The 25,932-nt window shown below is 52.0% G+C and carries 26 protein-coding genes and 1 tRNA gene; 4 read left to right on the top strand and 23 right to left on the bottom strand.

The genetic code is table 11. The features are described 5' to 3' along the window. Positions 1–101: 101 nt before the first annotated feature. From GP475_RS05700 to secA2, 4 genes are all read right to left on the bottom strand, one after another. On the bottom strand, positions 102–725 hold the full coding sequence (locus GP475_RS05700; protein ID WP_187975645.1) for a bifunctional nuclease family protein: 624 nt from the start codon (positions 723–725) through the stop codon (positions 102–104). Next, positions 725–1,450, bottom strand: coding sequence for a transcriptional regulator FtsR (ftsR, locus tag GP475_RS05695; protein ID WP_187975644.1), 726 nt, complete (start codon positions 1,448–1,450; stop codon positions 725–727). The genes GP475_RS05700 and ftsR overlap by 1 nt, the downstream gene beginning before the upstream one ends. Before the next feature lie 62 nt (positions 1,451–1,512). Then, on the bottom strand, positions 1,513–1,953 hold the full coding sequence (odhI, locus tag GP475_RS05690; protein WP_187975643.1) for an oxoglutarate dehydrogenase inhibitor Odhl: 441 nt from the start codon (positions 1,951–1,953) through the stop codon (positions 1,513–1,515). Positions 1,954–2,032: 79 nt separating this feature from the next. Further along, positions 2,033–4,297, bottom strand: a complete 2,265-nt coding sequence (gene secA2 / locus GP475_RS05685; protein WP_187975808.1) for an accessory Sec system translocase SecA2 — start codon at positions 4,295–4,297, stop codon at positions 2,033–2,035. 122 nt (positions 4,298–4,419) lie between these two features. Between secA2 and GP475_RS05680 the strand changes: the two genes are divergently transcribed. Both GP475_RS05680 and GP475_RS05675 read left to right on the top strand, forming a co-directional pair. After that, positions 4,420–5,553: an alpha/beta hydrolase family protein gene (locus tag GP475_RS05680; protein WP_187975642.1), complete on the top strand. Its 1,134-nt coding sequence runs from the start codon at positions 4,420–4,422 to the stop codon at positions 5,551–5,553. A gap of 77 nt (positions 5,554–5,630) precedes the next feature. Beyond that, positions 5,631–5,704, top strand: a tRNA-Pro gene (locus GP475_RS05675). Positions 5,705–5,743: 39 nt separating this feature from the next. Here the strand turns inward: GP475_RS05675 and GP475_RS05670 are convergent. The 3 genes from GP475_RS05670 to GP475_RS05660 are packed head-to-tail and all read right to left on the bottom strand — an operon-like array spanning position 5,744 to position 7,394. Next, complete coding sequence (locus GP475_RS05670; protein WP_187975641.1) at positions 5,744–6,394, bottom strand: MOSC domain-containing protein; 651 nt, start codon at positions 6,392–6,394, stop codon at positions 5,744–5,746. Between the two features lie 11 nt (positions 6,395–6,405). Beyond that, on the bottom strand, positions 6,406–7,104 hold the full coding sequence (locus GP475_RS05665) for an alpha/beta hydrolase family esterase (RefSeq protein WP_262485243.1): 699 nt from the start codon (positions 7,102–7,104) through the stop codon (positions 6,406–6,408). After that, positions 7,101–7,394: a hypothetical protein gene (locus GP475_RS05660; protein WP_187975640.1), complete on the bottom strand. Its 294-nt coding sequence runs from the start codon at positions 7,392–7,394 to the stop codon at positions 7,101–7,103. The genes GP475_RS05665 and GP475_RS05660 overlap by 4 nt, the downstream gene beginning before the upstream one ends. 133 nt (positions 7,395–7,527) lie before the next feature. Between GP475_RS05660 and GP475_RS05655 the strand changes: the two genes are divergently transcribed. Further along, positions 7,528–8,352: a class I SAM-dependent methyltransferase gene (locus GP475_RS05655; protein ID WP_262485242.1), complete on the top strand. Its 825-nt coding sequence runs from the start codon at positions 7,528–7,530 to the stop codon at positions 8,350–8,352. 12 nt (positions 8,353–8,364) lie between these two features. Here GP475_RS05655 and der read toward each other — a convergent pair whose 3' ends face one another. The 3 genes from der to scpB form a co-directional block, all read right to left on the bottom strand. Beyond that, positions 8,365–10,371: a bifunctional cytidylate kinase/GTPase Der gene (der, locus tag GP475_RS05650; RefSeq protein ID WP_262485257.1), complete on the bottom strand. Its 2,007-nt coding sequence runs from the start codon at positions 10,369–10,371 to the stop codon at positions 8,365–8,367. Positions 10,372–10,457: 86 nt separating this feature from the next. Further along, positions 10,458–11,438: a pseudouridine synthase gene (locus GP475_RS05645; protein ID WP_394367417.1), complete on the bottom strand. Its 981-nt coding sequence runs from the start codon at positions 11,436–11,438 to the stop codon at positions 10,458–10,460. A 70-nt stretch (positions 11,439–11,508) separates the two neighbouring features. Continuing rightward, the gene (gene scpB / locus GP475_RS05640; protein WP_187975638.1) at positions 11,509–12,072 is read right to left on the bottom strand and encodes an SMC-Scp complex subunit ScpB; all 564 of its coding nucleotides are present in this window, start codon (positions 12,070–12,072) and stop codon (positions 11,509–11,511) included. A gap of 66 nt (positions 12,073–12,138) precedes the next feature. On the opposite strand from scpB, the gene GP475_RS05635 reads away from it, so the two are divergent. Further along, complete coding sequence (locus GP475_RS05635; RefSeq protein ID WP_187975637.1) at positions 12,139–12,702, top strand: GNAT family N-acetyltransferase; 564 nt, start codon at positions 12,139–12,141, stop codon at positions 12,700–12,702. An 18-nt stretch (positions 12,703–12,720) separates the two neighbouring features. Here GP475_RS05635 and GP475_RS05630 read toward each other — a convergent pair whose 3' ends face one another. The 13 genes from GP475_RS05630 to GP475_RS05570 form a co-directional block, all read right to left on the bottom strand. Further along, positions 12,721–13,548, bottom strand: coding sequence for a segregation and condensation protein A (locus GP475_RS05630; RefSeq protein ID WP_187975636.1), 828 nt, complete (start codon positions 13,546–13,548; stop codon positions 12,721–12,723). Positions 13,549–13,582: 34 nt separating this feature from the next. Next, positions 13,583–14,455, bottom strand: coding sequence for a ParA family protein (locus GP475_RS05625; protein ID WP_187975635.1), 873 nt, complete (start codon positions 14,453–14,455; stop codon positions 13,583–13,585). 114 nt (positions 14,456–14,569) lie between these two features. Then, positions 14,570–15,475 (bottom strand): site-specific tyrosine recombinase XerD, encoded by a 906-nt coding sequence (gene xerD, locus GP475_RS05620; RefSeq protein ID WP_187975634.1) that lies wholly within the window; start codon positions 15,473–15,475, stop codon positions 14,570–14,572. Further along, the gene (locus tag GP475_RS05615) at positions 15,472–16,152 is read right to left on the bottom strand and encodes an NUDIX domain-containing protein (protein WP_187975633.1); all 681 of its coding nucleotides are present in this window, start codon (positions 16,150–16,152) and stop codon (positions 15,472–15,474) included. Before GP475_RS05615 ends, xerD begins: the two co-directional genes overlap by 4 nt. Positions 16,153–16,158: 6 nt before the next feature. Beyond that, a complete protein-coding gene (locus GP475_RS05610; protein ID WP_187975632.1) occupies positions 16,159–17,811 on the bottom strand; it encodes a CTP synthase in 1,653 nt (550 codons plus the stop codon). 130 nt (positions 17,812–17,941) lie between these two features. Next, a complete protein-coding gene (locus tag GP475_RS05605) occupies positions 17,942–18,886 on the bottom strand; it encodes a copper transporter (protein ID WP_187975631.1) in 945 nt (314 codons plus the stop codon). A gap of 20 nt (positions 18,887–18,906) precedes the next feature. Next, positions 18,907–20,100 carry a putative cytokinetic ring protein SteA gene (steA, locus tag GP475_RS05600; protein ID WP_187975804.1) on the bottom strand — a complete coding sequence of 398 codons (1,194 nt, stop codon included), beginning with the start codon at positions 20,098–20,100 and terminating at the stop codon, positions 18,907–18,909. A 17-nt stretch (positions 20,101–20,117) separates the two neighbouring features. After that, positions 20,118–21,869: a DNA repair protein RecN gene (gene recN, locus GP475_RS05595; protein ID WP_187975630.1), complete on the bottom strand. Its 1,752-nt coding sequence runs from the start codon at positions 21,867–21,869 to the stop codon at positions 20,118–20,120. Positions 21,870–21,881: 12 nt separating this feature from the next. Beyond that, positions 21,882–22,811, bottom strand: coding sequence for an NAD kinase (locus GP475_RS05590; protein WP_187975629.1), 930 nt, complete (start codon positions 22,809–22,811; stop codon positions 21,882–21,884). Beyond that, the gene (locus GP475_RS05585) at positions 22,808–23,629 is read right to left on the bottom strand and encodes a TlyA family RNA methyltransferase (protein ID WP_187975628.1); all 822 of its coding nucleotides are present in this window, start codon (positions 23,627–23,629) and stop codon (positions 22,808–22,810) included. The genes GP475_RS05590 and GP475_RS05585 overlap by 4 nt, the downstream gene beginning before the upstream one ends. 6 nt (positions 23,630–23,635) lie before the next feature. Next, on the bottom strand, positions 23,636–23,845 hold the full coding sequence (locus GP475_RS05580) for a hypothetical protein (RefSeq protein WP_224400338.1): 210 nt from the start codon (positions 23,843–23,845) through the stop codon (positions 23,636–23,638). An 8-nt stretch (positions 23,846–23,853) separates the two neighbouring features. Then, positions 23,854–24,840, bottom strand: coding sequence for an HAD-IIA family hydrolase (locus GP475_RS05575; protein WP_187975627.1), 987 nt, complete (start codon positions 24,838–24,840; stop codon positions 23,854–23,856). Further along, on the bottom strand, positions 24,837–25,907 hold the full coding sequence (locus GP475_RS05570) for a tetratricopeptide repeat protein (RefSeq protein WP_187975626.1): 1,071 nt from the start codon (positions 25,905–25,907) through the stop codon (positions 24,837–24,839). Before GP475_RS05570 ends, GP475_RS05575 begins: the two co-directional genes overlap by 4 nt. Between the last annotated feature and the right edge of the window lie 25 nt (positions 25,908–25,932).

Below are 25,932 nucleotides of genomic sequence, written 5' to 3'. Positions count from 1 at the left end.
GGTATCACTATGTCTCAGATTAGGCTAAAGCAAAATCACGCGCCAGAGCGAATGACACGCCTGAAACTTCAACCTCAACTTGAAGTTTAACCTCTTAGGGCTTATTTTTCATCATCCGACTCACCAGTAACATCAGTTTCAGGGCCCTCGTGGTCGCCTTCAGCTTCTCCCCGGAGATCAGATTCCGTAACACCCATCGACTGCATCAAGGATTGGAAATCCGCATCTGCCTGGGCATCCCCCGAGGCGGAATGATCATGGTCGACGTTACCGCCGCCATGCTCACCTTCACCCCCCAAGTCGATCCCAAAATAATGCTTGAGATCTTCCACCCCGAGATACAAGGAACACTGTTGAAGGACATCGTGTTCAACATAAACAGAGTGCCCAGTCACAGCGCTCAGCATTAACGCATCCGAACTTCGGATATCAAAGCTCGTACCATCCGACAAGCTCAGCGTCGCACTAAAAACACCTTCATGGTAGGAATCAATGACAATTGTGGAAACTCCCCCCTGGACTTCCACCAATTGGGCAATAAGATCATGACTGGTAGGACGCCGAGAGTGAATACCGCGCAACCTGAGATCGAGCATCGTAGCGTCCGCGGGTGTCAACCAAATAGGCACTACTCGGCCCTCGCTCAACCACTCTATAAGGGCGCAGGAAAAGCCTTCCGGACCTAGCTCATAAACACCGTGAACAAGGACCTCAATGGCTGGCATTAACTATTATCCTCCCGAAGGGCATTCTTGAGCAGCGTGGCATGTAGTGAAACCACCAACGCCGACATTTGCTGATTAAGCTCCTCAGCCTGCTGCCGAGCGGTATCTTTCCCAGATTTTGCCACTGGACTGGAAACTTGCTCAATAAGTCCAGCTTCACGAATCGCCGCTGTCCGCAATGTTTTGAGTTGGCGTGAATCAAATCCAAACTCTTTCAAAGCTGAGGCGGTACTGACAATGCGTACATCATCAACATTAAAGAAGCCAGCGTTATCTGGTTTAATTAGCCCAATCTGGTACAACTCCACGACAAAGTCAACCGATACTTGGGCTTGTTCCGCAAGATCATGGTCACTTAGCCGTAGCGCGGTAGAAGCCCGAAATGTCTCCGGGGAGATGAGCGGTTCCGCCGAGGCCGCTCCCACGATTGCGGTCACCTGACCGGAGTCCATGGCCTCCAGCTGCTCCCGAATTACTTTGAGCGGAGTGTAATTATCGCGTTGCGTGACCAGGATATACCGCAAACGCTCGATATCATCGTGAGTGAAGCGGCGATAACCGGAGGAAGTTCGCTGAGGACTAATAAGTCCTTCGGATTCAAGAAACCTAATCTTTGAGACGGTGACGTCCGGAAATTCCGTCCGCAGCCGTTCCAGTACCACTCCTATGGAAACGGTTTTCGTAGAGATGGCCCCGGATTGGGCGCGGTTTCTTAAAGCACTCACAGCAGACCTTCAACAGATTAGAGAATGGGAACAAATGAGGTAATTTATACCCTTTTGTTGGCTTATGCCTTATTCGGTCCAGCAAGGAAAACCAACCGGAATTTACCAATTTGGATTTCATCCCCGGTCGACAATACTTGGGAGTTTCGAGGCTCTCGGTTGACATAAGTACCATTTAGGCTTCCTACATCTACTACCTCAAATTGCCCCTCGTTAATACGGAATTCTGCATGGCGCCGAGAGACCGTGACATCATCCAAGAAAATATCAGACTCTGGGTGACGGCCTGCGGTGGTGGTTTCCCGATCTAAAAGGAACCGCGAACCCGCGTTAGGACCACGCTTAACGACGAGTAAAGCGGCACCCTCAGGAAGATTGTCAGCACCTGGCGATGATCCGCCAGCCGGGTTCTGCGCCCCGGACTCCATCTCCTTCAGCAAATCCGCCCGAAAGACCGACGTGGTCTCTACCTGGGCTTCATTGGTGCCGGTGTTCTCGCTCATCTGGTACCTCCGGTTAATACGGATACGTTCAATGAATCTCATCATAGCGCCATCGCAATGGTCTGCGTGGCGCGGGGGATCAACGGAAAATATTACCAATTCCAGACATCACTGAGTTACCGCCGCTGGCCAGCGGATTATCGGAAACCATATAGGTCCAGGTCGCGGAGGGTCGTGCCCTACCCTGGTCAGCTAATTGGGCTACACCTTGGGGGTCAATGGTCACTTCCTGAAAAGTCTCCACTGCCTTATCTACCGCTCGTTGGGCTAAATCCTTAAATTCACGAACCGCAATCCGATGAAATTCATCCAACGGAGTCTCTTTAGCTACCGCCCTTAAATGAATGGATTCTCGAACTTCATCCATGATGCTTAGATGTTCCGACCACTCTTCATCGAGGTGAAAAAGCATAATTTCGCGAGCAGTTTCGGCGATCTTTGGGCGATCTTTTACTTCTGCGGCTCGTTCGGGTGCTCGTTCTTGTAACTCTTTCCACGCCTGATCGGTATCTAAAAGACGAGCACGTCGCTCATCAATAATGGCGCGTTGATCCGTCAATAACTTGTTATACTTCCACGTCTGGGCATGGATCTCCAATAATTGGCCTTCGGTAACTCGTTGGCAATGAGCAATAAAATCATCGACTCGCTTCTGATCAATTCGGCCTTCGGCATCGGGATGCGCCGTGATGTGCTCGCCACTTCCGCCCGATACCACCATGTCATCATGCAAAGAGACAAAGAACAGCGATAATCCGGGATCACCTTGACGTCCAGCTCGTCCGCGTAACTGATTATCAAGACGCGCAGTCTTATGCCTTCCGGTTCCAATAACCGCTAAACCGCCACGCTCAACCACTTGTTGATAGCGTGATTCATCTGCGCCCCCAAGCCGAATATCAGTACCTCGCCCAGCCATTTGAGTAGATACTGTAATGCGCCCGACGTCCCCAGCCTCTGCGATGATCCGCGCCTCTTCATCATCATTTTTAGCATTGAGAACATTAACGTCGAGATCGGACAGAGCTGCTGCTAACGCCTCAGACTCAGCCACATCGTGGGTTCCCACCAATACTGGCTGGCCGGTGTCATGGATTCGACGGATCTCCGCCACCAATGCCCGATTCTTATCCTCGGCAGTCGCATAAATTCGGTCTGCTTCATCAAACCGGGTTAAGGGTTTATGTCGCTCAATAACAGCAACCCCCAGATCATAGAATTGCCGCAACTGATCAGTTGCTTCCACGGCCGTTCCGGTCATGCCACATAAGGTTGCATAGCGCCCCATTAAGGCTTGGATCGTGATGGTGTCGAGGATTTTCCCTCCCTCACTGACACTAAGCCCTTCTTTTACCTCCACCGCAGCTTGCAGACCATCAGGCCAACGCTGAAGCTCCGCGATTCTCCCCCGCGAAGAATCAATGAGCTGGATTTTTCCGTCACGAACAAGATAGTGAATATCCCGAATTAATAACGCTTTGGCGTGGAGCGCCAAATTGACGTGCACCAAAATATGAGCGGCTTGGTCTCCATCGTAAAGCGAATCCAATCCCAAGGCAGCAGCTACGTAATCTGCTCCGGCATCAGTCAAGAAAACGTTTCGACGATCATCATCGATTACATAATGCATATTTTCCCGGAGGTCACGAACAATATCTGTGATGTGGCCAGTAGGAGCTTCTCCGGGGATGGAACCAGCAAGTACTAGAGGAACAAGAGCTTCATCGACCAGTACCGAATCAGCTTCGTCAACTAGCGCCACATCCACTGCGGTGTGGACTTGGTCAGTTCTGCTGGTGACTTGGCGGTCCCGGAGAACATCAAAGCCGATTTCGTTGACTGGGCCATAAACAATGTCTTTGAGGTATTCCTGGCGTCGTTGATTTGCGTCGAGACCCTCATAGATAGCTCCGACACTAAGACCAAAAAAATCCACCAACGGGGACATCCAGGCGGAATCGCGGCGCGCCAAATAATCATTGACGGTGAGAATATGAACTTTCTTACCTTCAGCGACAAATCCCACGGCGGCCATCGCCCCGACCAGGGTTTTCCCTTCGCCAGTAGCCATCTGGATGACGTCACCATCAAGAAGATGAAGGACGGCTTTTACTTGGCAGTCAAAGGGGTCCAACCCTAAGGTTCGTTGAGCTGCTTCCGCGAGCACCGCCAGTTTGGTGCCCATGTCCGACGTCTGGAGCTGTCCTCGAAGGTCATCATCGCTGAGTGACTTGAGCTGACGGCGAACCTCACTGGCGTGCGCAACGATTTCTTTTCCTCGCTTCTGATTCTTCCGCGCAGAACTGCCGCCCATCGCCCGCCAGAACCAGTCAAACCCCGCCATGCGGACGCCTTCCTTCCGATCCAAATACCATACTTCTTCCGAGGATAGCGGGCCATTATGATACATAGCAGGACTCCCCCACAGAATCATCATCAAACTGTTCCGGAAAGGTGGATCATCCCGTGCATTCAGAAAACGTGTCCGTGCCCTCTTCCTCAGGGACATCAATGGCTGGCACCATTGATTTTCCTGACGGGAAACCTTTGGCTTGGGCAATGTTTGCACATTGTTTCACCGGTTCTCGACACACTCCAGCAGCAAGTAGAGTCTGTCGCGAGTTAACAAAATTCGGCATCGCATCACTGCGCTTCGACTTTCCCGGTCTCGGACAATCGGAAGGGAATTTTTCAGAAACTTCCTTCAGCTCCAATGTCGAAGACATTAAGTCAGCGAGCCGCTGGATGAGCGAGCACTACGGCGCTCCCCAGCTCCTTATCGGTCACTCTCTCGGCGGAGCAGCATCCCTACGAGCCGCCACGGAATTACCCAGCCTCTCCGCCGTGGCGACTATCGGCGCTCCTTTTGATCCAGCTCATGCCGTTTTACACTTTGCTGACCGGATCAAAGAAGTCGATGATCAAGGCGCAGTCACTGTAGTTCTCGGAGGGCGAGATATCCAAATATCTCGGGAATTCCTAGAAGATCTTGCGGAGACAAGCGTTGAATCATATCTTCCTCGACTGAGAAAACCGCTCCTTTTGCTCCACTCACCAACGGATCAAACTGTCGGCATTGATAATGCCCAGAATATTTTTCGGTTGACGCGATATCCGAAATCATTAATATGCCTCGATAAGGCAGACCATCTCTGCACTCGTCAAGGAAGCGCTCAGCGCGCAGCACACCTTATTGGCGCCTGGGTAGCCCCATATCTGAAACCAGATCATCAACCGGAGGAAGTCTCTCACGGGGCTGTTGCTCGCAGCTCCCGTGGTTCCAAATTTGCGGATGTCATCCAAAGCCCGTATGGCACTATCCACACTGACCGGACGAAAGCCGAGGGTGGAAAGGCACAAGGGCACGCGGTGTCAGATCTTTTGTCTGCCGCTCTCGCTGCGCAGGCTTCCCAGGAAGTTCGAGCAGCAGCGCGCCGAGAAAAAATCCCGGTGGATGACGTCGTCGTACGAGTTACTCCTACGGAGCCGGGCCACTTCCGGCGAGAAGTCACGATTGTGGGAGATGTTGACGATAAGATGCGTCGAACCCTCACCCATCAGGTAGCTCCGCTGAAGATTGAGGTGGAATCTGCTCAATAACCCCCGTTGACCAGCTGATTGGACGAATATACTGACACAGTTGTAACCTATGGGAGTTGCTCAATATGAGCACCACACGGACTGTGGCGCAGTTTGGTAGCGCACTACACTGGGGGTGTAGGGGTCGCAGGTTCAAATCCTGTCAGTCCGACAAGACTTCACCACCATCTTTGTTGATAGAGATGGTGGTTTATTTTTCGCCGACCAACCGTGCCAGTTCGGCATGATGATGCCCTGGTAGACAATGGGCGGCGACACGGCGAGCGAAAACCCGGTTCCCCATTTTCGCTTGAAACGCTTCGCTGACCGTAACTCCGTGGCTCGGCGGCGAGGATAGGACAAGGTGATCTCCAGGAAAAATAGTTCCTGGCTTAATGATCCGGAAATATGTGCCGCACTGTGCTCGTTCAGTGAACTTCTTAGTCCAGCCGTGAACGTCCAACCACGATGCAAAAGTTCGACACGGGATGCGAGGCACAGAGACTTCCAACAGTGCTGACCCGATATGGACGCGTTGGTTGATCATCAATTCTGAGAGATTAAGCTCCGCAACTGTTAGATTTTCCCCGAAGAAGCCACTAGGGAGGGATGTTCCTAAAACATGCTCCCAAAAATTGAGTTCTTCCCTATTGAAACCATAAATGGCTTTGTGATATCCCCCGTGGTGTCGTGAATCGCCGACGAAATCTCCGACCACTCCAGAACCATCGCCATAATCCAGCCCGGGAATAACAAGCTCTATTTTTTCGCAGGGGACTTTAAGGATCCCGCTTCTTCGTGCGGCACCACCTGGATCTGGTTGAGGAGACGCCACATTGGTGGAGAGAACAACACCATTCATATCCTTAAATACTAGTGACGCGGAACCTTCGTTATTCCGAAGAACCGCAAAACCTCATCCGTCGCCATATTCTGAGGCACGTTTTCCCGCTTGTCATTAGGTGCTCCTGGCCAGGCATGAATCCCCTCACCTACCCGAATGTGGCTCAACGGCAAATCACAGCCATGCCAGTCTTGTCGAGTAGCGGAACTATTAATCCGGTAAGTGCTGGTTTGTTCTTGACAGTGATTTCGCTTTGCTGCCTGAGACAGTACTTCTGGCACCGAATCATAGCGGGTATTGTGGCGAATTCCGCCCTCATAGGCAACAGTAGGGTCCTCCGTGCCATGGATGTCAAGCATCGCTACCGGAGTGTGAGAACAGTTTTCATGAACAGCGGAATAATAGGCGGCCGACACCGGAGCTATTCCCGCAAAAAGATTAGGCATCTGGCAACCGATCATGGCGGCAAAACCACCCCCATTGGAAAAGCCGGTGGCAAAAATACGGTCTTTGTCGACGGGATAAATCGTGGTTAGTGCTTTGAGAATATCTTGGACAAATTCTCGATCTTTTCCACCATTAGTAACAGCATAAGGAGCCCCTTCCCACGATTGATTTAAGCCGTCGGGATAGATAACTAAAGCCTGCGCTTCATCAAGGTGGGAATACGTCTGCATGAGGGCAGCATTTTCACGATAGCCGTGAAAAGCGAAGATCACCGGGATCAACCGTCCGGGATAGAAATTCCTCGGTACCGAGATAATGAATTGGCGCTGTTGCTGAGCGGAAGTAAGCTTAATGGTGGCTGATTTTCCGGCTGGGGGCCACTAAAGGCGGGTTTGTCAGATGGGGTAGCTACGCTACTCGTCATCGTTTCCGTAGGTGGGGTGGTCACCTCGAGTTCTTGGGCGTTATCTTGTTCCGAAGTTGGGCCATGATCGAAACTCAAAATTACTATGGCCAACGCCAACCCCACCATAATGCCGCTGAGTAAAGCCGCGGCTTTGGAGAAATTCATCCAGCCTGTTCCGTACCTTCCCACTGTTAAAATTTTTCACACGAGTGCTCATCCACGATAGCGAATTATGCTTCACTTCCCTACTAGATGATAAGGATTGGTTTCGGCAATGTGGCCGAGTTAGGCTCGAGTGGTGCTTCGACCCCCTTCCCAACGCAATTCTCCCCGCTTTAAAAGTCGAGAACATCGCCTGTTAAGCGCAACTGCCTTTCATCATCAAATCACCGAATACGATCGCGTCCGGCCGGGATATGGTGAGCAACTTCAACAACTGATGCCTCAGGATTTATCTAGTCTGACCATCCATGACATGGGGGCGGGTACGGGAAAATTAACTGGACTCTTCGCTCGGCTTAGCCACCATAGTCAACTCTCTAGACCCTATGCCTTAACTGCCAGCGATCCTAGTCCAGACATGGTTCGAATCTTCCGCAGCCTGTACCCGCATATCCCGGTGTGGCGCGCGACTGCAGAAAACACCGCCTTAGCTGATTCCAGCGTCGACCTTATCGGTTGCGCTCAAACCTGGCATTGGGTTGATATCCACCGCTCCTGCCAAGAATGCGACCGGATTTTAAAACCAGGCGGGAAAATACTCTTAGCGTGGAACACTCTTGATGTTTCTGAACCATGGGTATTAAGGTTGGCGCGAATTATGCACAGTGGCGATATTCAGCGAGAGGGATTTGAGCCGGAATTAGCAACACCCTTTGTGGTTGAAAAGGAACTTCGCGATACGTGGGTTCAAGAAGTTTCTCCTCGCGATATTCACACCCTCACCCATACCCGCTCCTATTGGTTACGCAGTAACGAAACAATAAGAAAGCGGGTAACAGATAATTTGAATTGGTATCTTCACGAACACCTTGGGTTCGGACGAGAAGAAAAAATTGCTCTTCCCTACCGACTGGACGCCTTTGTAGTAGGACGGTCGGCAGACAAGAGCAAGAGTGAATAAACCAAATCACGCTTAGCGCTGTTTCCGGCGTTCTCGAACTCGGACAGCTATCCGAACCGGTGAGCCTTCAAAGCCGAAGCTCTCGCGGAATTTTCGCTCAAGATACCGTCGATACCCTGCATCTAAAAATCCCGTGGTAAATAGCACAATAACCGGGGGCCTGCTGGATGCTTGGGTAGCGAACAACACCTTAGGTAACCGGCCACCTTGCATGGGGGGTGGATTTTGGGCAATAACTTCACGCACCCAGTTATTTAACTTCCCGGTGCTGACCCGTTTATCCCAACTCTCCAACGCCTCAATCATCGCCGGCTCAATCTTTTGCAGAGCCCGGCCGGTCTTCGCGGAGATATTAACCCGCCGAACCCACGGAATATGCGCTAGCTGTTGTTGGATGTCTCGCTCAAGTTCCCAGCGACGGTCCTCATCCATCAAATCCCACTTATTAAAAGCGAGCACTAAGGCCTTCCCGGATTCCATAATCATCCCCAGTACTCTCTGATCTTGTTCAGATACCGGCTCTGAGGAGTCAATAAGCATCACGCACACTTCTGCAGCGTCAATGGCGTTTTGGGTCCTCAAGGACGCATAGTATTCATGACCGGAAGCATTCTTCACCTTGCGCCGAAGCCCAGCTGTATCGACAAACCGCCACAGTTTTTGGTCTAACTGCACCAAAGAATCAACCGGATCCACGGTGGTTCCAGCTACCGAATCGACGACGGATCGTTCTTCACCCGTCATCTTATTCAGCAAAGAAGACTTCCCGACATTAGGTTTTCCTACTAGTGCTACCCGTCGGGGCCCCTCCGTGATAAAGCTGGCACGTGGTTCTTCTGGGAATGCGTCCAAAATTGCATCTAGGACATCAGCCCCTCCCCGACCATGACGTGCTGAAACGGGGAAAGGGTCACCTAGTCCGAGGGCATAAAACTCTGCCATATCAGCTAGCTGCATGTCTGAGTCACACTTATTTGCCACCACCAGGACAGGAACCTCAGACTGCAATAGGCGTCGGGCCATTACCTCGTCGGTGGCAGTAATCCCCACTTTCGTGTCAACGACCATGACAATGACATCAGCCGTGGACATCGCTGTTTCAGCTTGGCGGGCAATAGCTGCATGAATTCCTTTGACATTGGGATCCCACCCGCCGGTATCTTGAACCCAGAATCGTTGCCCGCCCCAATCAGCGAGATAGGAAATTCGATCACGGGTTACCCCCGGGTGGTCTTCTACTACAGCTTCTCGCCGACCAATAAAACGATTCACCAACGTGGATTTGCCAACATTGGGTCGCCCCACAATAGCTACTGTGCACAGAGCTTCTTCGACAGTATCCGGCTTGCTAATGCCATATTCCTCAGCGAGTTCTTCCCACTGTTTATCCTCGAGCTCAGCCCAACATGATTCCTCAACTACCTCTATTAAGGCTTCCTGAACCTGGTCCGGTGTGAGATCAGAGGTGTCGATAATGACGGCATCATCTGCTGGCCGCAGAGGTGAGGTAGCACGATGGGAGTCATAATCATCTCGTCGCTGAACATCGCGCAGAACAGTCGCAAAATCGACGTCACGACCTGCCGCTAAGTCTTGTTCATAGCGGCGTCGAGCCCGAACCTCCGGAGCTGCGCTCAGAAATACTTTTGCGGGTGCATCTGGAAGAACGACGGTGCCAATATCTCGTCCTTCAATCACTGCCCGGCCAGCTTCCTCACAGAGGTGGCGTTGCAAGGCAACCAGGTTTTCGCGAACTTCAGGGATAGCAGATACCGCTGAGACTATAGCTGTAACCTCGGGTCCTCGGATCTCTTGAGATACATCCTGACCATCCACGATGACCTCGGTGGAATCCGGATCATCATTGACTTCAAGGGCAAGACCAGACGTTATCTCAATGACGGCGGCGCTATCTTCTGGGTCTATTCCTGCTTTCCACACAGCTAGGGCAGCCACTCGATACATTGCGCCTGTATCGATATATCGAGCATGAAGTTTTTTAGCTACCGCGCGGCACATGGTGGACTTCCCTGTTCCCGAAGGTCCATCAACGGCAAGAATCAGGCCACCATGAGGCAGGTTACTAAGAATCTTGTCTGCAGTAGTCACATTTCCACCGCCTTGAATAAACTAGTCAGCTCGGAAGAGTTCAGCGCCCTGAGATGTCCAGGTTTTTGCTCTCCTAGCTGTACAGTATGAATTTTCGTGCGTACCAACCGCTGCACCGGGTAGCCAAGTTCTTTCAGCATCCTACGCACAATGTGTTTACGCCCCTCATGCAGTTCCACCCGAATCAATGACTGCCCATTATAGACATCCACAATCTGCGCATAATCGGCTTTGGCCGGCCCATCGTCAAGCTCAATCCCCTCTTTCAAGGCGCGTACCACACTGCGATCCGCCTCTCCTAAGACAGTGGCGAGATATGTTTTCGACACCTTATAGCGTGGATGCATCAGGCGATTGGCTAATTCCCCATCATTGGTCAACAGAAGCAACCCCTCGGTATCTGCATCTAACCGTCCGACGTGGAATAGCCGTTGACCAGAGCTCACCTTTTCACTGATCAGGTCACCGATGCAAGGCCTACCTAATTCATCTTCCATGGTGCTTTGCAAACCACGGGGCTTATTAAGAATCCAATACTCTAGATCCTCATTGACATTGACGCGGACTCCGTCAACGCGGATGATATCTGCGGAAGGATCAACTCGCATTCCTTGGCGTTCAACCACCTTGCCGTTAACTTCTACCCGGCCTTCCTCAATCAGGATCTCCGAACGACGTCGCGACGCCACCCCGGCCCGAGCCAATACTTTTTGAAGCCGAACTTTCTCGACTCCTGCAGCCTCATTGGCGGCCTGACGACGTCGTACTTCTTCTTCATCGACATGTTGATGGCGTGCTGGCTTTGCGCTGGATATCAGCGGCATTGATCGCTGATCAGCGGTGACACCTTGGATGTATTCTTTAGGCTTACGTTTTTTACTCCGCGAACGAAATCCCTGTTGACGCTGGTCTTTTGTAGGATAATCCCAGGACTGGGAAGATTCCGGTGTACCTTCTCGGCGAGCGGGTGGGGTCACGTTTCCTCGTGCCTCTCTTCTCTTATGGATATGGATAACCTAGGTAGTCTACCTGATTGAGGCAGAAAAATTAATGGTCCTCGATGGAGTCCACATCCGGGAGCAAGGGGGCCAACTCCGGAAGCTCCGAGAGAGAATTTAATCCTAAGAGTTCAAGGAATAGTTCGGTGGTGGCGTAATGGCGAGCAACGCCCGATTCTGGTGTGTCGACCTCTTTGATGAGACCGCGCAATTGTAAAGTGCGCATCACTCCGTCAACATTGACTCCGCGAACCGCGGAAACTTGTCCCCGAGTAACGGGCTGACGATAGGCGATCACGGCAAGGGTTTCGAGGGCTGCGCGGGAAAGACGAGTGCGAGTCCCATCGAGCATAAACTGTTCGACGGCATCGGAGTTAGCGGGGAGGGTATAAAAACGCCAACCTTCCTCTGTTTCGCGGAGATCTATTCCGCTTCCCCGAGCAGTAAATTCCGCGGCGATTTCCCGGAGCTCTATCAAGATTTGCTCCGGGCGAGCATCGACAGCGTGAGACAACGTTTCAATACTCACTGGGGTATCAACAACCAGAAGAATTGATTCCAATTGGGATCGCAGCTGAGACACTAAGGGAAGTTCTGGTTCGGCTGAAGTCACAGCATCATCCTAGTAGTACGCGAGAAAATTCGAACACCATTTCTTATTGTGATCTACAATACTTCTATGACTAGCATCACACGTACAGAACGACTGCTTCTTCTGCCTTTGGACAGTAACCAAGCAGATGAAGCTTTTAAGGTTTATAGCGATGCCCGGATTTGGGCGCATCGCCCCCAGGCACGTCACGAATCAGCCCGCCAAACCAAAACCATGATTGAACACGCCCAGGAATGCTGGCACAAACATGGTCTGGGCCCGTGGGCCATCTACCTCCGAGACCAACCTGCCGAGTTCATCGGGGTAGGCGGGGTGGAGATGGTTGAGAATCAGGTTTGGGATTTGAAATACCGACTTCGGCCGGAAAAATGGGGATATGGCTATGCCACCGAAGTCAGCGAAACCGCGCTGAAAACCACAGCTCGGAGCCACCCGCACATTCCAGTATCAGCCCGAGTCACCGTCAACCATCCTGCGTCTTTCCACGTCTTGGAAAAGCTTGGATTGGATCCACAATGGGAAGGCCGACGAATCAACACCGAAGATGACCCAGAAGAACCAGATGTCCGGATATATGCTGATCGGCCATTAGATGACTCGGTTTTAGATTTGCTAAAAGCTCGCCCCTAAGGAAAACTTTCTTCATAATTAATCCCAGTTCGCTGCGGCTACCACCGAAGGATCAACGTCCTTCCCAGTCCAGCGAACTTTTAGTTCGGCTAGGGCCTCTTCTTGATGAGCTTCAACAGCATGGGCCTTATAGAGCTCAAGAAGAGCCAAAAACCGACCGATGATTTCCATGGATAGCGCACAATCGGAAGTAAGCGAGTGAAAAGATAACCACTGTTTCTGCCCGACGGTGCTGAGAATATCTAGAATCCGACCTGCTTGTTCGGGAACGCTTACGGCGACTTGATGAATATGCCCCACCGCCACTTCTTCCGGTGGTTGGGGTCGAAAAACCCCGGCAGCCAATTCAGCGAAACTGTGGGGGGTATGTCCCAGATAGACAGGTGGTAAGAGGGACGCGAACTTTTCTTCCGGAGCTACGAGACGAGGATAGCGTCGCGGCGCTTCTTGCTGCCACTGGTGGAATCTCTCGGCTACTTGACTATAAGCACGATATTGTAAAAGACGAGCAAAAAGCAGATCTCGCGCAGAAAGAAGCTCGAGGTCAGCTTCATCGTCGACCTCTCCATGAGGGACCAGGCGAGCAGCTTTCAGATCTAGGAGCGTGGCTGCCACTAATAGAAATTGTGTGGTTTCATCCAAGTCTGCTGCATCACCAAGGTGGCGAGTATAGGCCACAAATTCATCAGTGACTTCAGCTAAGGCGACGTCGGTAATATCTAAGCGACGTGCCTGAATCAGTTGCAACAACAGATCAAAGGGGCCCTCAAAGTTGTGCAGGGCTACCCGAAATCCGGTGATCTCGGGTTGAACTGCTGGCTCATCCAGGTTCTCCGTAGTCGTCATATCAACGAGGCAGACCAGATTTTAGGGTGGGCTTTCAGAAGGTGGTCCGCTCAATAACCTCACGGGCTAATGCTCGGTACTGTTCGGCGCCTTGGGACTTTGGAGCCCAGCTCGTAATGGGTTCTCCTGCTACTGATGTCTCTGGGAAACGGACGGTCCGTGTGATAACTGTGTCAAAGACTTTGTCTTCAAAAACTTCAATGACGCGGCTCATTACTTCACGAGCGTGGCTTGTCCGGCGATCAAACATCGTCACCAAAATCCCGACGATCTCTAAGTCGAAATTTAAGCGGTCACGGACCTTTTCTACAGTGTCGGTCAGTAGCGCCAAGCCGCGCAGAGAGAAAAACTCACATTCCATGGGGATAATAACCCCGTGGGCGCAGGCTAAGGCATTAACTGTCAATAGGCCTAAGGAGGGTTGGCAATCCACGATGATGTAGTCATAATCGCGCATCACCGGTCGAAGAGCTCGAGCCAGAGTCTGTTCCCGTCCCACCTCATTAACTAATTGAATTTCGGCTGCCGACAGGTCGATATTTGCGGGAATTAAATCCAAACCGGGAATGGAGGTGTGGACGAGAGCACCATGAACTGTGGTGCTGTGATCGACTAAGAGGTTATAGACAGTGACATCTAAATCTTGGTGGCGCACTCCCAACCCAGCAGAGAGGGCACCTTGGGGATCAAGGTCAACCATGAGGACTTTCCGGCCCACCTCGGCTAAGCACGCTCCCAGATTAATGGTGGACGTAGTCTTCCCCACTCCGCCTTTTTGATTGCACATGGCAAGAATCTTGGCTGGACCATGTTTGTCCAAGGGCTTTGGCTCCGGTAGTTCCCGAATTGGCCGCCCGGTCAGCCCGTATTCGACATCCGGGGCGTCAAATAAACCCGAATCGCTCACAGTCAACCCTTCTTCCTTGACTTACCGGGGCGTCGATCCCCTCTCTCATAGAGTACATGTCCGTGAGTGATTCATCAGTCAAGGCTCACATAATGGTCCACTCGCTGTGTTCTTTCAAGCTCTCGGATGAGACGTTGCCCATACGGCGCGGAGATTTTCAGCGGTGATGTGAGTATAGATTTGTGTTGTTGTCACTGATGAATGACCTAGTAATTCCTGCACCACGCGTACATCAGCTCCACCTTCGAGGAGGTGGGTAGCGAAGGAGTGACGCAGGGTATGAGGAGATATGTCCTGGTGTAGATGCGCTCGCTCCGCGCTGCTTTTCAGAATCGCCCAAGCGCTTTGCCGAGAGAGTGGACCGCCTCGCTTATTGAGGAATAACGCTGAGGTTTTCCCCTTATGTAGCTGAGGTCGACCGCGCACTAAATAGTGGTGGGCCGCAGCTATAGCTTTACCGCCGACGGGCACAATACGTTCTTTTGATCCCTTGCCGAGGAATCGGATGATCCCATCGCAGTTGTCAAGATCATCGACGCTAAGAGCTAGAATTTCCGAGATCCGCGCACCTGTCCCATACAGTAACTCCAACAAGGCACGGTCACGCAGGTCTTCTGCGCTGGCTTCTTCACCTTCGGGAATGGCTTCAATGAGCTTGGTTACCTCTGCAATGCTCAAGGTATCGGGCAAATGCTTGCTCCCTGAGGGGGGCTGGACGTCGTGAGCCACATCCACTCCGACATACCCCTCGCTTACGGCAAAACGATGCAGTCCTCGCGCTACCACTAACGCACGCCCCGCCGAAGATGATGCGAGACCTTCCCGGCGTAGGTAGGCAACATAGTTTTCTACATCAGCGGTAGTGATGCGAGAGAAATTATTAATCCCTACATCAGTTAACCAGGAACAATATCGAGAAATATCGCGCTCGTAGTTGCTTAAAGTGTTGGCTGATAAGCCACGCTCAACGGTAAGGTGGCTCAACCATTGCGAGGCTATTGATTCCGGATCAGTCTTCACAGTTTCTTCAGATCTGGGCCTATACCTTGAGCAATTCTTCGCTGGGCAAGACGCTGCGGACGTAAGGCAAATGGGGTAGAAACTGGGCGAGCAACGCTACGGCCCGACACTACCTCAGCAGCGGCAAATATTCCGGCGATGGCAATAGAATTGACGATCTCACCTCGCATGATAGAAGAAACCGCCGTAGATAAAGGGACCCATTCCACAACCATATCGGCTTCCTCATCCTCTGCTTCTGGTTGTGGCACATCCTCTAGCTCTTGCGCTAGATAGACTCGTACCGCCTCATCGCAAAACCCAGGACTGGTTACCAGATCCACTAACACTCGCCAGTCTTTTGCTGCAAGTCCCGCCTCTTCTTGCAACTCTCGTTGAGCACAATGCAACTCTTCTTCTTGGGCCAGATCAAGAATTCCTGCCGGCAGCTCAAGTAGTCGCTGAGCAACACACTGTCGATATTGGCGGACCAGGGCAATCTCTCCGGATCCTGGATCCTGTGCATCACCGGGACGATACGCGACCACTGCCACAGCCCCAAAATGTTCCACAATTTCTCGAGCACTCTTCTTGCCACCTGGCATTTCTACCTGGTCACGTCGAAGAGCCAAAATTGGAGCGTCCACTAAAACTTCAGACTCATGTGCCTGAAATTTGTGTTGAGCTGCAGCAGCCATAATCGCCTAAGCCTTCCTTTCGAGTGCTGCCTTAATAAGTCCGACGAACAAGGGATGCGGCTTCGTGGGTCGGGATTTGTATTCCGGGTGGGCTTGGGTCGCTACCAAGAATGGATGGACGTCTCGAGGATATTCAACAAATTCTACGAGGCTGCCATCCGGCGAAGTACCGGAAAACTGCAATTGCGACCCCGCGGTGATTTCATCCTTAAAGGCGTTATTGACTTCATAGCGATGACGATGGCGTTCACTAATTTCGGTACTGCCATATAGCTCGGCCACCAGAGAGCCTTCTTGCAACACCGCCGGATATGCTCCTAGACGCATAGTGCCGCCAAGATCGGCTTCGCCAGAAACGGCGGCTTGCTGTTCTGCCATGGTGGCAATCACAGGTGCTTGGGTATCCGGCTCAAATTCGGTAGAACTCGCATTGGTAATTCCCGCGCTTAAAGCAGCTTCTAACACGGTACATTGCAATCCGAGACATAAGCCAAGTAAAGGTAATTTTGCGTTCCGGGCATAACGAATAGCGCCTATTTTCCCCTCAATGCCTCGAACCCCGAAGCCACCGGGAACCACCGCTGCATCAAGACCAGCAAGGGCTTGTGCTGCCCCATCCATGTCAGTACAGGAATCAGCAGAGACCCAGCGAATATTCAACCGTGCATAATGGGCAAATCCGGCAGCGCGCAATGCTTCCACGACAGAGAGATAGGCGTCGGGCAAATCAACATATTTACCAACAATTCCAACGTTCAGCTCAGTCGTCGGATTATGTACTCGATCTAATAGATCTTGCCATACTGTCCAATCAACATCTTGGAAAGGTAGATTCAGGCGACGGATGAGGAAAGTGTCAAGATGTTCGCGATAAAGCACCTCAGGAATGTTGTAAATGGAGGGCGAGTCGGCGCAAGAAATCACCCCTTCGGTGTCTACATCGCACATCAAAGCGATCTTTTCTTTTAATGGTGGAGGAACTTCACGATCACATCGCAACACCAAAGCATCTGGGACTATGCCGATACCGCGTAATTCGGCTACCGAATGCTGCGTGGGCTTCGTTTTCAGCTCACCGGATGGAGCTAAGTAAGGCACCAAAGAACAATGAATAAAGAAGATATTTTCCCGACCTACTTCATGGCGCATTTGACGAACTGCTTCAAGGAAGGGGCGAGATTCAATATCTCCGACGGTGCCACCAATCTCCGAAATAACGACATCCGGACGATCTCCGTCGGCATCTGGCTCAGCCATCGCCAACACCCGGGACTTAATTTCATCGGTAATATGCGGGATCACTTGAACCGTTTTCCCTAAAAATTCGCCCCGGCGTTCTTTGGCGATGACTGTGGAATAGACCTTTCCGGTGGTGACATTGGCATGAGAGGTAAGGTTGCGGTCTAAGAACCGTTCATAGTGCCCTAAGTCAAGGTCAGTTTCAGCGCCATCATCGGTTACAAAGACCTCACCATGTTCAAAGGGATTCATAGTCCCCGGGTCCACGTTCAAATACGGGTCAAGTTTTTGCATGGTGACTGATAATCCTCGAGCAATAAGCAACTGACCCAAGCTAGCTGCAGTTAGCCCCTTACCCAGGGAGGATACGACGCCTCCCGTCACAAAAACGAACTTAGTTGGGCGGGATTTCTGAGGCACAGGCGGACTCCTCAACGATGTCTCGGGATTCTCACTAACGATGTGGGTGCCCGGAAACGAAAAATCCGCAGGTCACCGGGAACACGTTTGGAGCGTTCCGCACCGGCACAACCCACGGGCTTTCAGTATATCAGCCCTTTGACAGTTTCGGAACCGCCGCATCGGCAGACGCAGCAGCACCATAATTGCCGTGCTTGCCTTGTAATAACTCATTAATAGCCAAGACAGTAGCTAGGCGAGCCCAGTCCTGATCCAGGGAATCCACGGTGGAGATTTCTTTGATGTTGGAACCACGCAGTTGACCAATGACACCACTATCACTAGCAGTATGGATTCTACCGGCAACCACCGTAGCTTTTGACTGGACGGCAAGGGCTCGGCTGAAATTACTTAACATGCCGCTGGCAAAGCTGCTCTCCCCACTACCATCACTATCACCGTTAACAATCACCACAGCTCGGGCAGGTTTAATTGACCCATCCTGATAATCGATAAATCCTTCGCCTTTGAGGGCTTCTAATAATAATTTTCGATCATTATCGGAGGCAATAGGGTCATTGCTATCTGGTTTTAATAGCAAAGCTGCTCCGAGGGCATCACCAGCATGCGTTCCAGGATCTAAATCTTTGGTATTAAGTTGCGCGCCGGCAGGAAGGGTATTAGCCACAATGGACTTGAGACGATCTACCCCATTACTGCTGGAGAAAAGCTCGGTGAGCTTCAATGTGCCCGCGTTTTCTGCTCCAGAAGATTTCAGCAAGTTATTGATAGCGTTCACATCATCATCAGTGGCGTCATTGGTCCGGATTACCAGGACCGGTTTTCCGTCGAGTGTTCCTTTGACCGCATCGGAAGCTAATTCGGAAACGACGCTATCCGCACTGTTAGCTTGAGCTTCGGCAATTTTGGCGTGATCCTCAGCCTCAGCGAGTTGGGCCTTATTTGCCCCGCCATCGCCCAGACCCGCGGTGGCCGGGCTAATCACTAAAGCTCCCAGAAGTGTTCCCGCAGCCACCCCGAAACCTAGACCGGCAATCAGAAACCCACTACGTCCTTGTCCTTTATTGTGTGCCATCTGTATTTAACCCTCCGGGACTATTTGAACCAGCTTTGGAATGTCAAGGCAATTGTGTTCCACGTGTTAATGAGGTTGTGAAGGAAAGTGTCGTCACCACCCAAACCAACTAGTAAGACAATTGCAGCGATGGCAGTGATAATTCCTAAAACAGCCCAGAGCCAAGCCCCACTCGAATGTGAATGACCATCGTACATCGTGATGAGGGCTTCAGAATCAACGAGTCTTCCACCCATTTTTGCACGGACCAGAAGAGCGGCGGGGTTTGATTGAGGGGAATCGCCAAAAATTGTTTCTAGATTAAGAGAAGGTCCGACGTTGACAATGAGCTTTGCCCCATAAAACTCGGCCAAGAGGAATGCCAGATCCGTGGCAGAATCTGTGGCCGCGGGGAAGGTCATAGCCCCTATCCCTAGATCCTGGATGCGTTCTAGACCTGCCGCATGACCATCCGGTTCTGCCGGCAATACCACTCTGGTACCACTACGAAGAGTTTCCGCAGCGATATCAGCTGGATTGCCGACAATAATATCGACGTCATAACCAGCCTGTATAAGCACATCTGCAGCGTCATCAACACCGATAATGAGTGGCTGTTGTTCCCGAATAAAAGGTTTTAATCTCCCCAATCTTTCCACAAGATCCGGCATAGGAGACACCACAATCACTGTGCGGCCTTCAATGGAGACTCCCGTATCAGGAATACCCAAACCATCAATAAGTAGCGGTGATTCCGAATGAATAAATTGGATAGCGTTGCCAAAATACGCTTCCATGTGGTCCACCAAGGACTGTTGGGCCTCATCGAATTTTGTTTCGGCGTGATGGAGATCAACTACTGTGCCATCTGCGACGTGTCGGTCCCCGACAAACACCGCACCGTCTTCATCAACTCGACCTTTCTTGCCATCCCGGAAGCTATGAATAACATCAGAACCCACACCTTCTACCAGTACAACTCCGGCGCTAAGAAGCATTTGGGGACCAAAGTTGGGAATAGCTCCGGTAGAGAATTCGGCAGCGTTGACCACAACGGCAGGATTAGCTTCAATGAGTCGCTGCGCAAAACGTCGAGAGATATCCGGGCAGTCAATCACCGCGATATCTCCCTCAGCCAGGCGCCGGAACCCTTTACCGTGGGGAGTGCAGTCACGAAGAACGCCGTGGGTTCCGGGTTGATCAGAAGAGCGGGAGAACAGACTCATGCGGCCTATCTTTCCCTCTTATCAACCTATTTTCCGGTAGGCGCGCCGACGCTACCCTGCCGCATCTGGGCATTTTCCTGTTGCGCGCGACGATAAAGTTCTAAAGCATGAGCTCTACCGGTGGCAGTATCGTCGAGCCCTGCGAGCATTCGAGCCAATTCCGCAACTCGACGATCTTCGCTTAGCACTTCAACCTCCGAGCGCACCGAATCAGATGCACTTTCTTTAGCCACATGGATATGGACATCTGCATAGGCTGCCACTTGGGGGAGATGAGTGACGACTATGACCTGGTGGCGGGTGGCTAAACGGGCTAAACGTCTTCCGATTTCCACGGCAGCTTTTCCGCCGACTCCCGCGTCGACTTCATCAAAAACAAGGGTCATTCCCTGACTTGCTTGAGACAAGATAACTTCTAGAGCCAACATCACTCGAGAAAGCTCACCACCGGAGGCGATAGCGGCAAGCGGCCGCGATTCTAATCCGCTCGCTGCAGCCAGCCGTAGCTCCACCTCATCTAAGCCAAATGGTCCAGGGGCAGTTTCTGCTACTGCAATCTCCAAGCTCGAGTGCGGCATCGCGAGTCCATGAAGCTCGTCGGTGACATCTTTAGCGACTCGTTGAGCTGTCGCGCGTCGCGCTGCGCTGAGCTTTGCCCCCGCCGCCACCATCTTCTTTTCTGCCTGGTCCAGATCACGTTGCAATTGATCGAGCGCTTCTGGCGAGATATCCAAAGCCGACAACTTTTTTCGCGCCTTCTCCCGCCACTTCACCACCCCAGCACAATCCGGGGCATACTTTCTCGTTAAAGTTTTCAGCTCCTGTTGCCTCTGAAGTAACAGTTCTAATTGCTCTGGGTCGGCAGGAAGATCACTAAGAAAACTTCCTAGTTCTGCCGAAATTTCACTTAACTCAGCAGTGATTGCCCCCAGCTTCGTGGCCAGCTCTTGTAAAACGGGATCCTCACTATTTGCCAACGTGGTTTGAGCTTGACCTAACCGGGTACTAGCGGCATGATCTTCATCCTCAATCCCACCTAGTACTTCGGCACCATCAATAGCTGCCCAAGCAAGGGAAGCTTCTTCTCTGAGCGAATCGACGTCCTGGAGGCGTCGGATACTATCTACCAGTTCACGATCTTCCCCGGGTTGCGGATCTACCGCATCAATTTCCCCGATAGCAAAACGAAGCCGATCAACTTCTTGCGCAATCTCGCGACGCTGTGATGTTCGCTGCTGCCAGATTTTTCGCAATTCCTGCCAATGCTGATAGGCCTTCCGATATGACGCCGACAATGGCGGAATATCCGGGGAACAACGATCCAAAGCCTCTCGTTGACGCTCAGGAGACAATAGTCGCAATTGATCATTCTGACCATGGATAGTGACTAACTGCTCCGCGAACTCTTTTAATGTTGCGGCTGGAACACTCCGCCCGCCAACATGGGCGCGTGAACGACCAGCGGCACTCACATGACGAGAAACTATATATTCCCCATCATCTCCACTCCCCCCGGCATTATTGACAATGGCGGCAACCGTATCAGCTTGGGACTGCGATAACCCATCGACGTGAAAATGCCCTTCCACCACTGCACGATCTGCCCCCGTACGAACTCGAGAAGCATCTGCTCGGCCGCCGGTCAATAGCCGCAATCCGGTGACCACCATGGTTTTCCCGGCACCAGTTTCACCGGTGAGGACGGTTAGCCCCGGACTGAACTCAACCGAAGCCTCGGGGATAACTCCCAGATTCCATAACGCGATATCCGCAAGCATGGCACCTACCCTCTAATGCTTTGAGCGGTTTCCTCCACTGCGAGGGCCACGCCAGCCCTCAACCGGTAAGCGCAGTTTCGTCACTAACCGGTCGGTAAACGGCTTATCATCCAATCGCACCCATCGCACTGGACGCGGACCTCGAGCTACTTCTACCCTAGCGCCCGACGGCAAAGCTACCGAACGAAAACCATCCATCAACACTGCTGCGGCACACGTCGGCGAAATCGATTCCACGGCGACCGTTGATTGAGGACTGACAACTAACGGTTTAGTGAAAAGAGCATGAGCGTTATTGGGGACCACTAAAATAGCGTCTAATTCTGGCCAAAGAACTGGTCCACCTGCGGAAAAAGCATAAGCGGTAGAACCGGTGGGAGTAGAGATCAGCACACCGTCGCACCCAAAAGAACTCACCGGACGGGAATCAATTTCCAGCACAGCATCTAGTACCCCAGAGCGGTTGAGATTTTCAACGCTGACCTCATTGAGCGCCCATCCGGTGTTGACAATAGTTCCAGCTTCATCCCGAACCGTGACCGCTAAGGTCATTCTTTCTTCGACTCGATAATCTCGGTCTATCACTCGTTCAATAGCCTCGTCTAAGGACTCGGCTTCCCATTCTGCAAGAAAACCAACGTGACCCAGATTAATTCCTAACACCGGCAAGTCCGCGCTATGAGCTAAATCTGCTGCTCTAAGAAAGGTTCCGTCTCCCCCTAATACCAGCACCAGTTCAGCACCCTCAGTGGCGTGCGCATTGTGGTGACGTCGCTCCAAAGCGGAAAGAATTGGATCATTATCAATAGGTGCTGGGTCTTGATGAACTAACACCGGCACCTCAATTCCTGCTGCCTGCAAAAGTTCAGCAGCGCGGGCAGCAGCTGCAACATTATCTTTACGGCCGGTGTGCGGCACCAGCAAAACTCGCCGGGTGCTCATTGAGGTCCTTCCGATACAGCAGAGTTAATCATGTGAGTGAGATCTTCCGATGAGGGGTGACTTTTCCCCTCATCATTTATCAACCATAGGAAGTACTCTACGTTGCCGCTCGGGCCGGGAAGCGGAGAGGCCACCACACCACGAAGGCTTAGGCCTAATTGGTGGGAGAATACCGCGATGTCCTTTGTTACTTCTGCCCTCAGCTCCGGATCTCGAACTACCCCGCCTTGGCCTAGCCGATCTTTACCCACTTCAAATTGGGGTTTAACCATGGGCAATAAGTCAGCACCCGGGATCAGACATTGCTGAATTGCAGGAAGAGTGAGCTTAAGCGAAATAAATGAAAGATCTCCCACCATCATCTCGCACTTTCCATTCATCATTTCTGGGGTCAGGTTACGGATATTCGTTCGATCCAACACCAACATCCGAGAGTCATTCTGTAGCCGCCAAATTAGCTGCCCATAACCGACGTCCACAGCCACGACTTCCCGTGCGCCACGTCGCAGAAGCACGTCACTAAAACCCCCGGTTGAAGCACCGGCGTCAAGTACGCGTCGGCCCTCTATTGATAACCCTTGAGGTTCAAAAGCTTCCAAGGCGCCTAGAAGTTTATGTGCCCCCCGGGAAGCCCACGTATCTTCGACCGTGGTTTGCACCCGAATGGACGCGGAATCCTCCACCACCGTAGCTGGCTTGTGAGCCTTAAATCCATTAATCTCCACGCGCCCTTCGCAAATCATGGCACGAGCTTGTTCCCGCGAACGTGCTATTTTGCGACGCACTAATTCCGCATCAAGACGCCTTCGCCCCGTCATTTACTCTCAATCCTCCTGGAGCGCTGCTATAAGAACTTCATGTGCCTGCGATAACTGCTCATATAGCCGTTGTTGATGAGCTGCATCGCCAGCGTCTTCATCCTGGTCTTGCAGAGACTCAGCTTCGCGATTATCAGCTCGCAACACTTCTCGAAAACGCTCTTCTACCCGTTCCGGAGTTATCACGGATTGACGTGGGTCGCGTGGTTTCGGCACGGCCACAATTACCACCACTGCTCCATGATTTCTTCAACTTTCCGGCCGACCGCCCGAACCTTCAGGCTAGAAGAATCCTCACACTGCCAAGCAACATCCATCACAGTGCGCACAGCTTGAACAAAAGTTGCAGATGGTTCCCCACCACGAAGAATAACTTCGCTCCCCTCCAACGTCGCACTAAAACCACCCTGGGAACTAGGTTGCAGTTGGGTGGCGGATAACGTTGCTTCGCGCAAATCACGCGCAATATAAGTAGGGCGACGGCTAACCTCAGCGTGCATCAACTCCTCAGGCCCAGATACCCCGGTCAACACGTGAAGAACCGGCATAGCAGCAGCAATTGCACCTTGAATATCAGTGTCAAGGCGGTCACCCACACTTAGCGGAGCGGAACTTTTCGCTAATTCCTGAGCTTGGTAAAACATGGTGGGCTCCGGTTTCCCGGCGGACTCTGGTTCCACTCCCGTCGCTGACACCACCGCTGCCACCATCGAACCGTTTCCCACCATGAGCCCACGTTCCATAGGCAAAGAGGTGTCAAGATTAGACGCTAAATACCGCGCTCCATTTCTAATAGAAAGCGCAGCTTCAGACAGTTCGGCCCAGCCGGTTTGAGGACTGTGGCCTTGCATAACTGCCTTTGGTTGACAATCAGCAGAGTCAACAACCCGATAACCGGCCTCTCTCACGAGTTCTCGGAAAGATTCCGAACCCAGTACCAAGACATTATCGCCTGGAGACAAATACTTTTGCGCCATCATTACAGCGGCTTGAGCTGAGGTTAAAACGTCCTCTGAAGTAGCGCGCAACCCGATATTTCTCAGCATTTTCGCGACGGATTCCGGAGAACGTGAAGCGTTATTGGTGACGTATATGGCGGTCAAACCGCTGTTGTCGATGGTTTCTACTGCACCGGGAAGAGCGTGTCCCCCTTCCCACACCGTTCCGTCAAGATCGAGCAGCAGAGCGTCATGATTGTTCAGGAGGCTCATCGCGTACGCTTCCCAGAATCAGAATCATCAAGGGCGGCCAAACGATCCACAGCGTCGGTTAATCCATCCTCGTCAAGTGCAACGCAGTGCTCAAACCATGTACGTGCACCTTGACGATCATCAATTAGTTGAAGTGCGTGCGCGTAAGCATAGCTGATCCGCGCAGCCTCGAAAGGTGAGCGGTCAGCACCAGGATTATGATGCTTCAAAATCTCTACCGCTGCTTGATAATCACCCATGTCTTGTCGAGCGCCGGCAACAACGATAGCTAGCTCTGTGGTCGCATCATCGTCAAGTTGCTGAGCTTCCGGAGAATCCGCCAATTCGATAGCCTTCGCAGGACGACCCAAACCCCGTTCACAATCAGCCATGACCGCTAATAGACCTGGGCCACCTGATATCCGCCGAGCAGCACGAAGCTCAGCTAGAGCTTCCTTCCATGCTCCTGCACGATATGCTGCAATACCACAGGTTTCCCGGGTAACTGCGACTCGTCCACCTCTGTCTTTAGCAGCACGAGCATGTTTAAGAGCTAGATCAGGGTCTTCATCCATAAATACTGCGGCAGCGACCATATGGCGGGCGACCCGGTCTGCATTATCTTTAGAAAGCACACGCAGATCCTGACGAACCAAGGGATCTAAATCCTGAGCATGAATATCGGCGGGAATTTTTGGTTCATTGAGGTGTTTTTGAGTACGCTCCTCCCGGAAATTTGGCCGACGCGGTTGATAACCTCGTTGAGAGCGTCCTGCACCACCCCGAGAAGAGTGACGACGCCCTCCTCCGCCACCACGACCTGCCCGATCATCATCTCTACTATTTGAACCGGACCTATGACCTTCCGAGTTCTTCTGCAAAGATGAAACCTTACGGTAGGTGCGCGACCTAGAGTTATCTTCGTCCCACCGGCTACCTTCCTCAGACCGCTGACGAGGATGAGGTTGATCGTTCCGTTTAGGGCCCGAAAACCGGCGGCCCTCAGAACCCTTTTTCCAGCCCTTAGGCTTACTGGTTGGGGATTTCTTCCGCGATGAGCCGGCGGAGTTTCTGGAACGATCGGTCATTTTTAGATATTCTTCCTTAGCTTCT

Source organism: Corynebacterium poyangense, assembly GCF_014522205.1.
Taxonomy (GTDB): Bacteria; Actinomycetota; Actinomycetes; order Mycobacteriales; family Mycobacteriaceae; genus Corynebacterium; species Corynebacterium poyangense.
The sequence above is the reverse complement of the archived record's forward strand: the minus strand, read 5'-3'. Positions and strand labels throughout refer to the sequence as shown.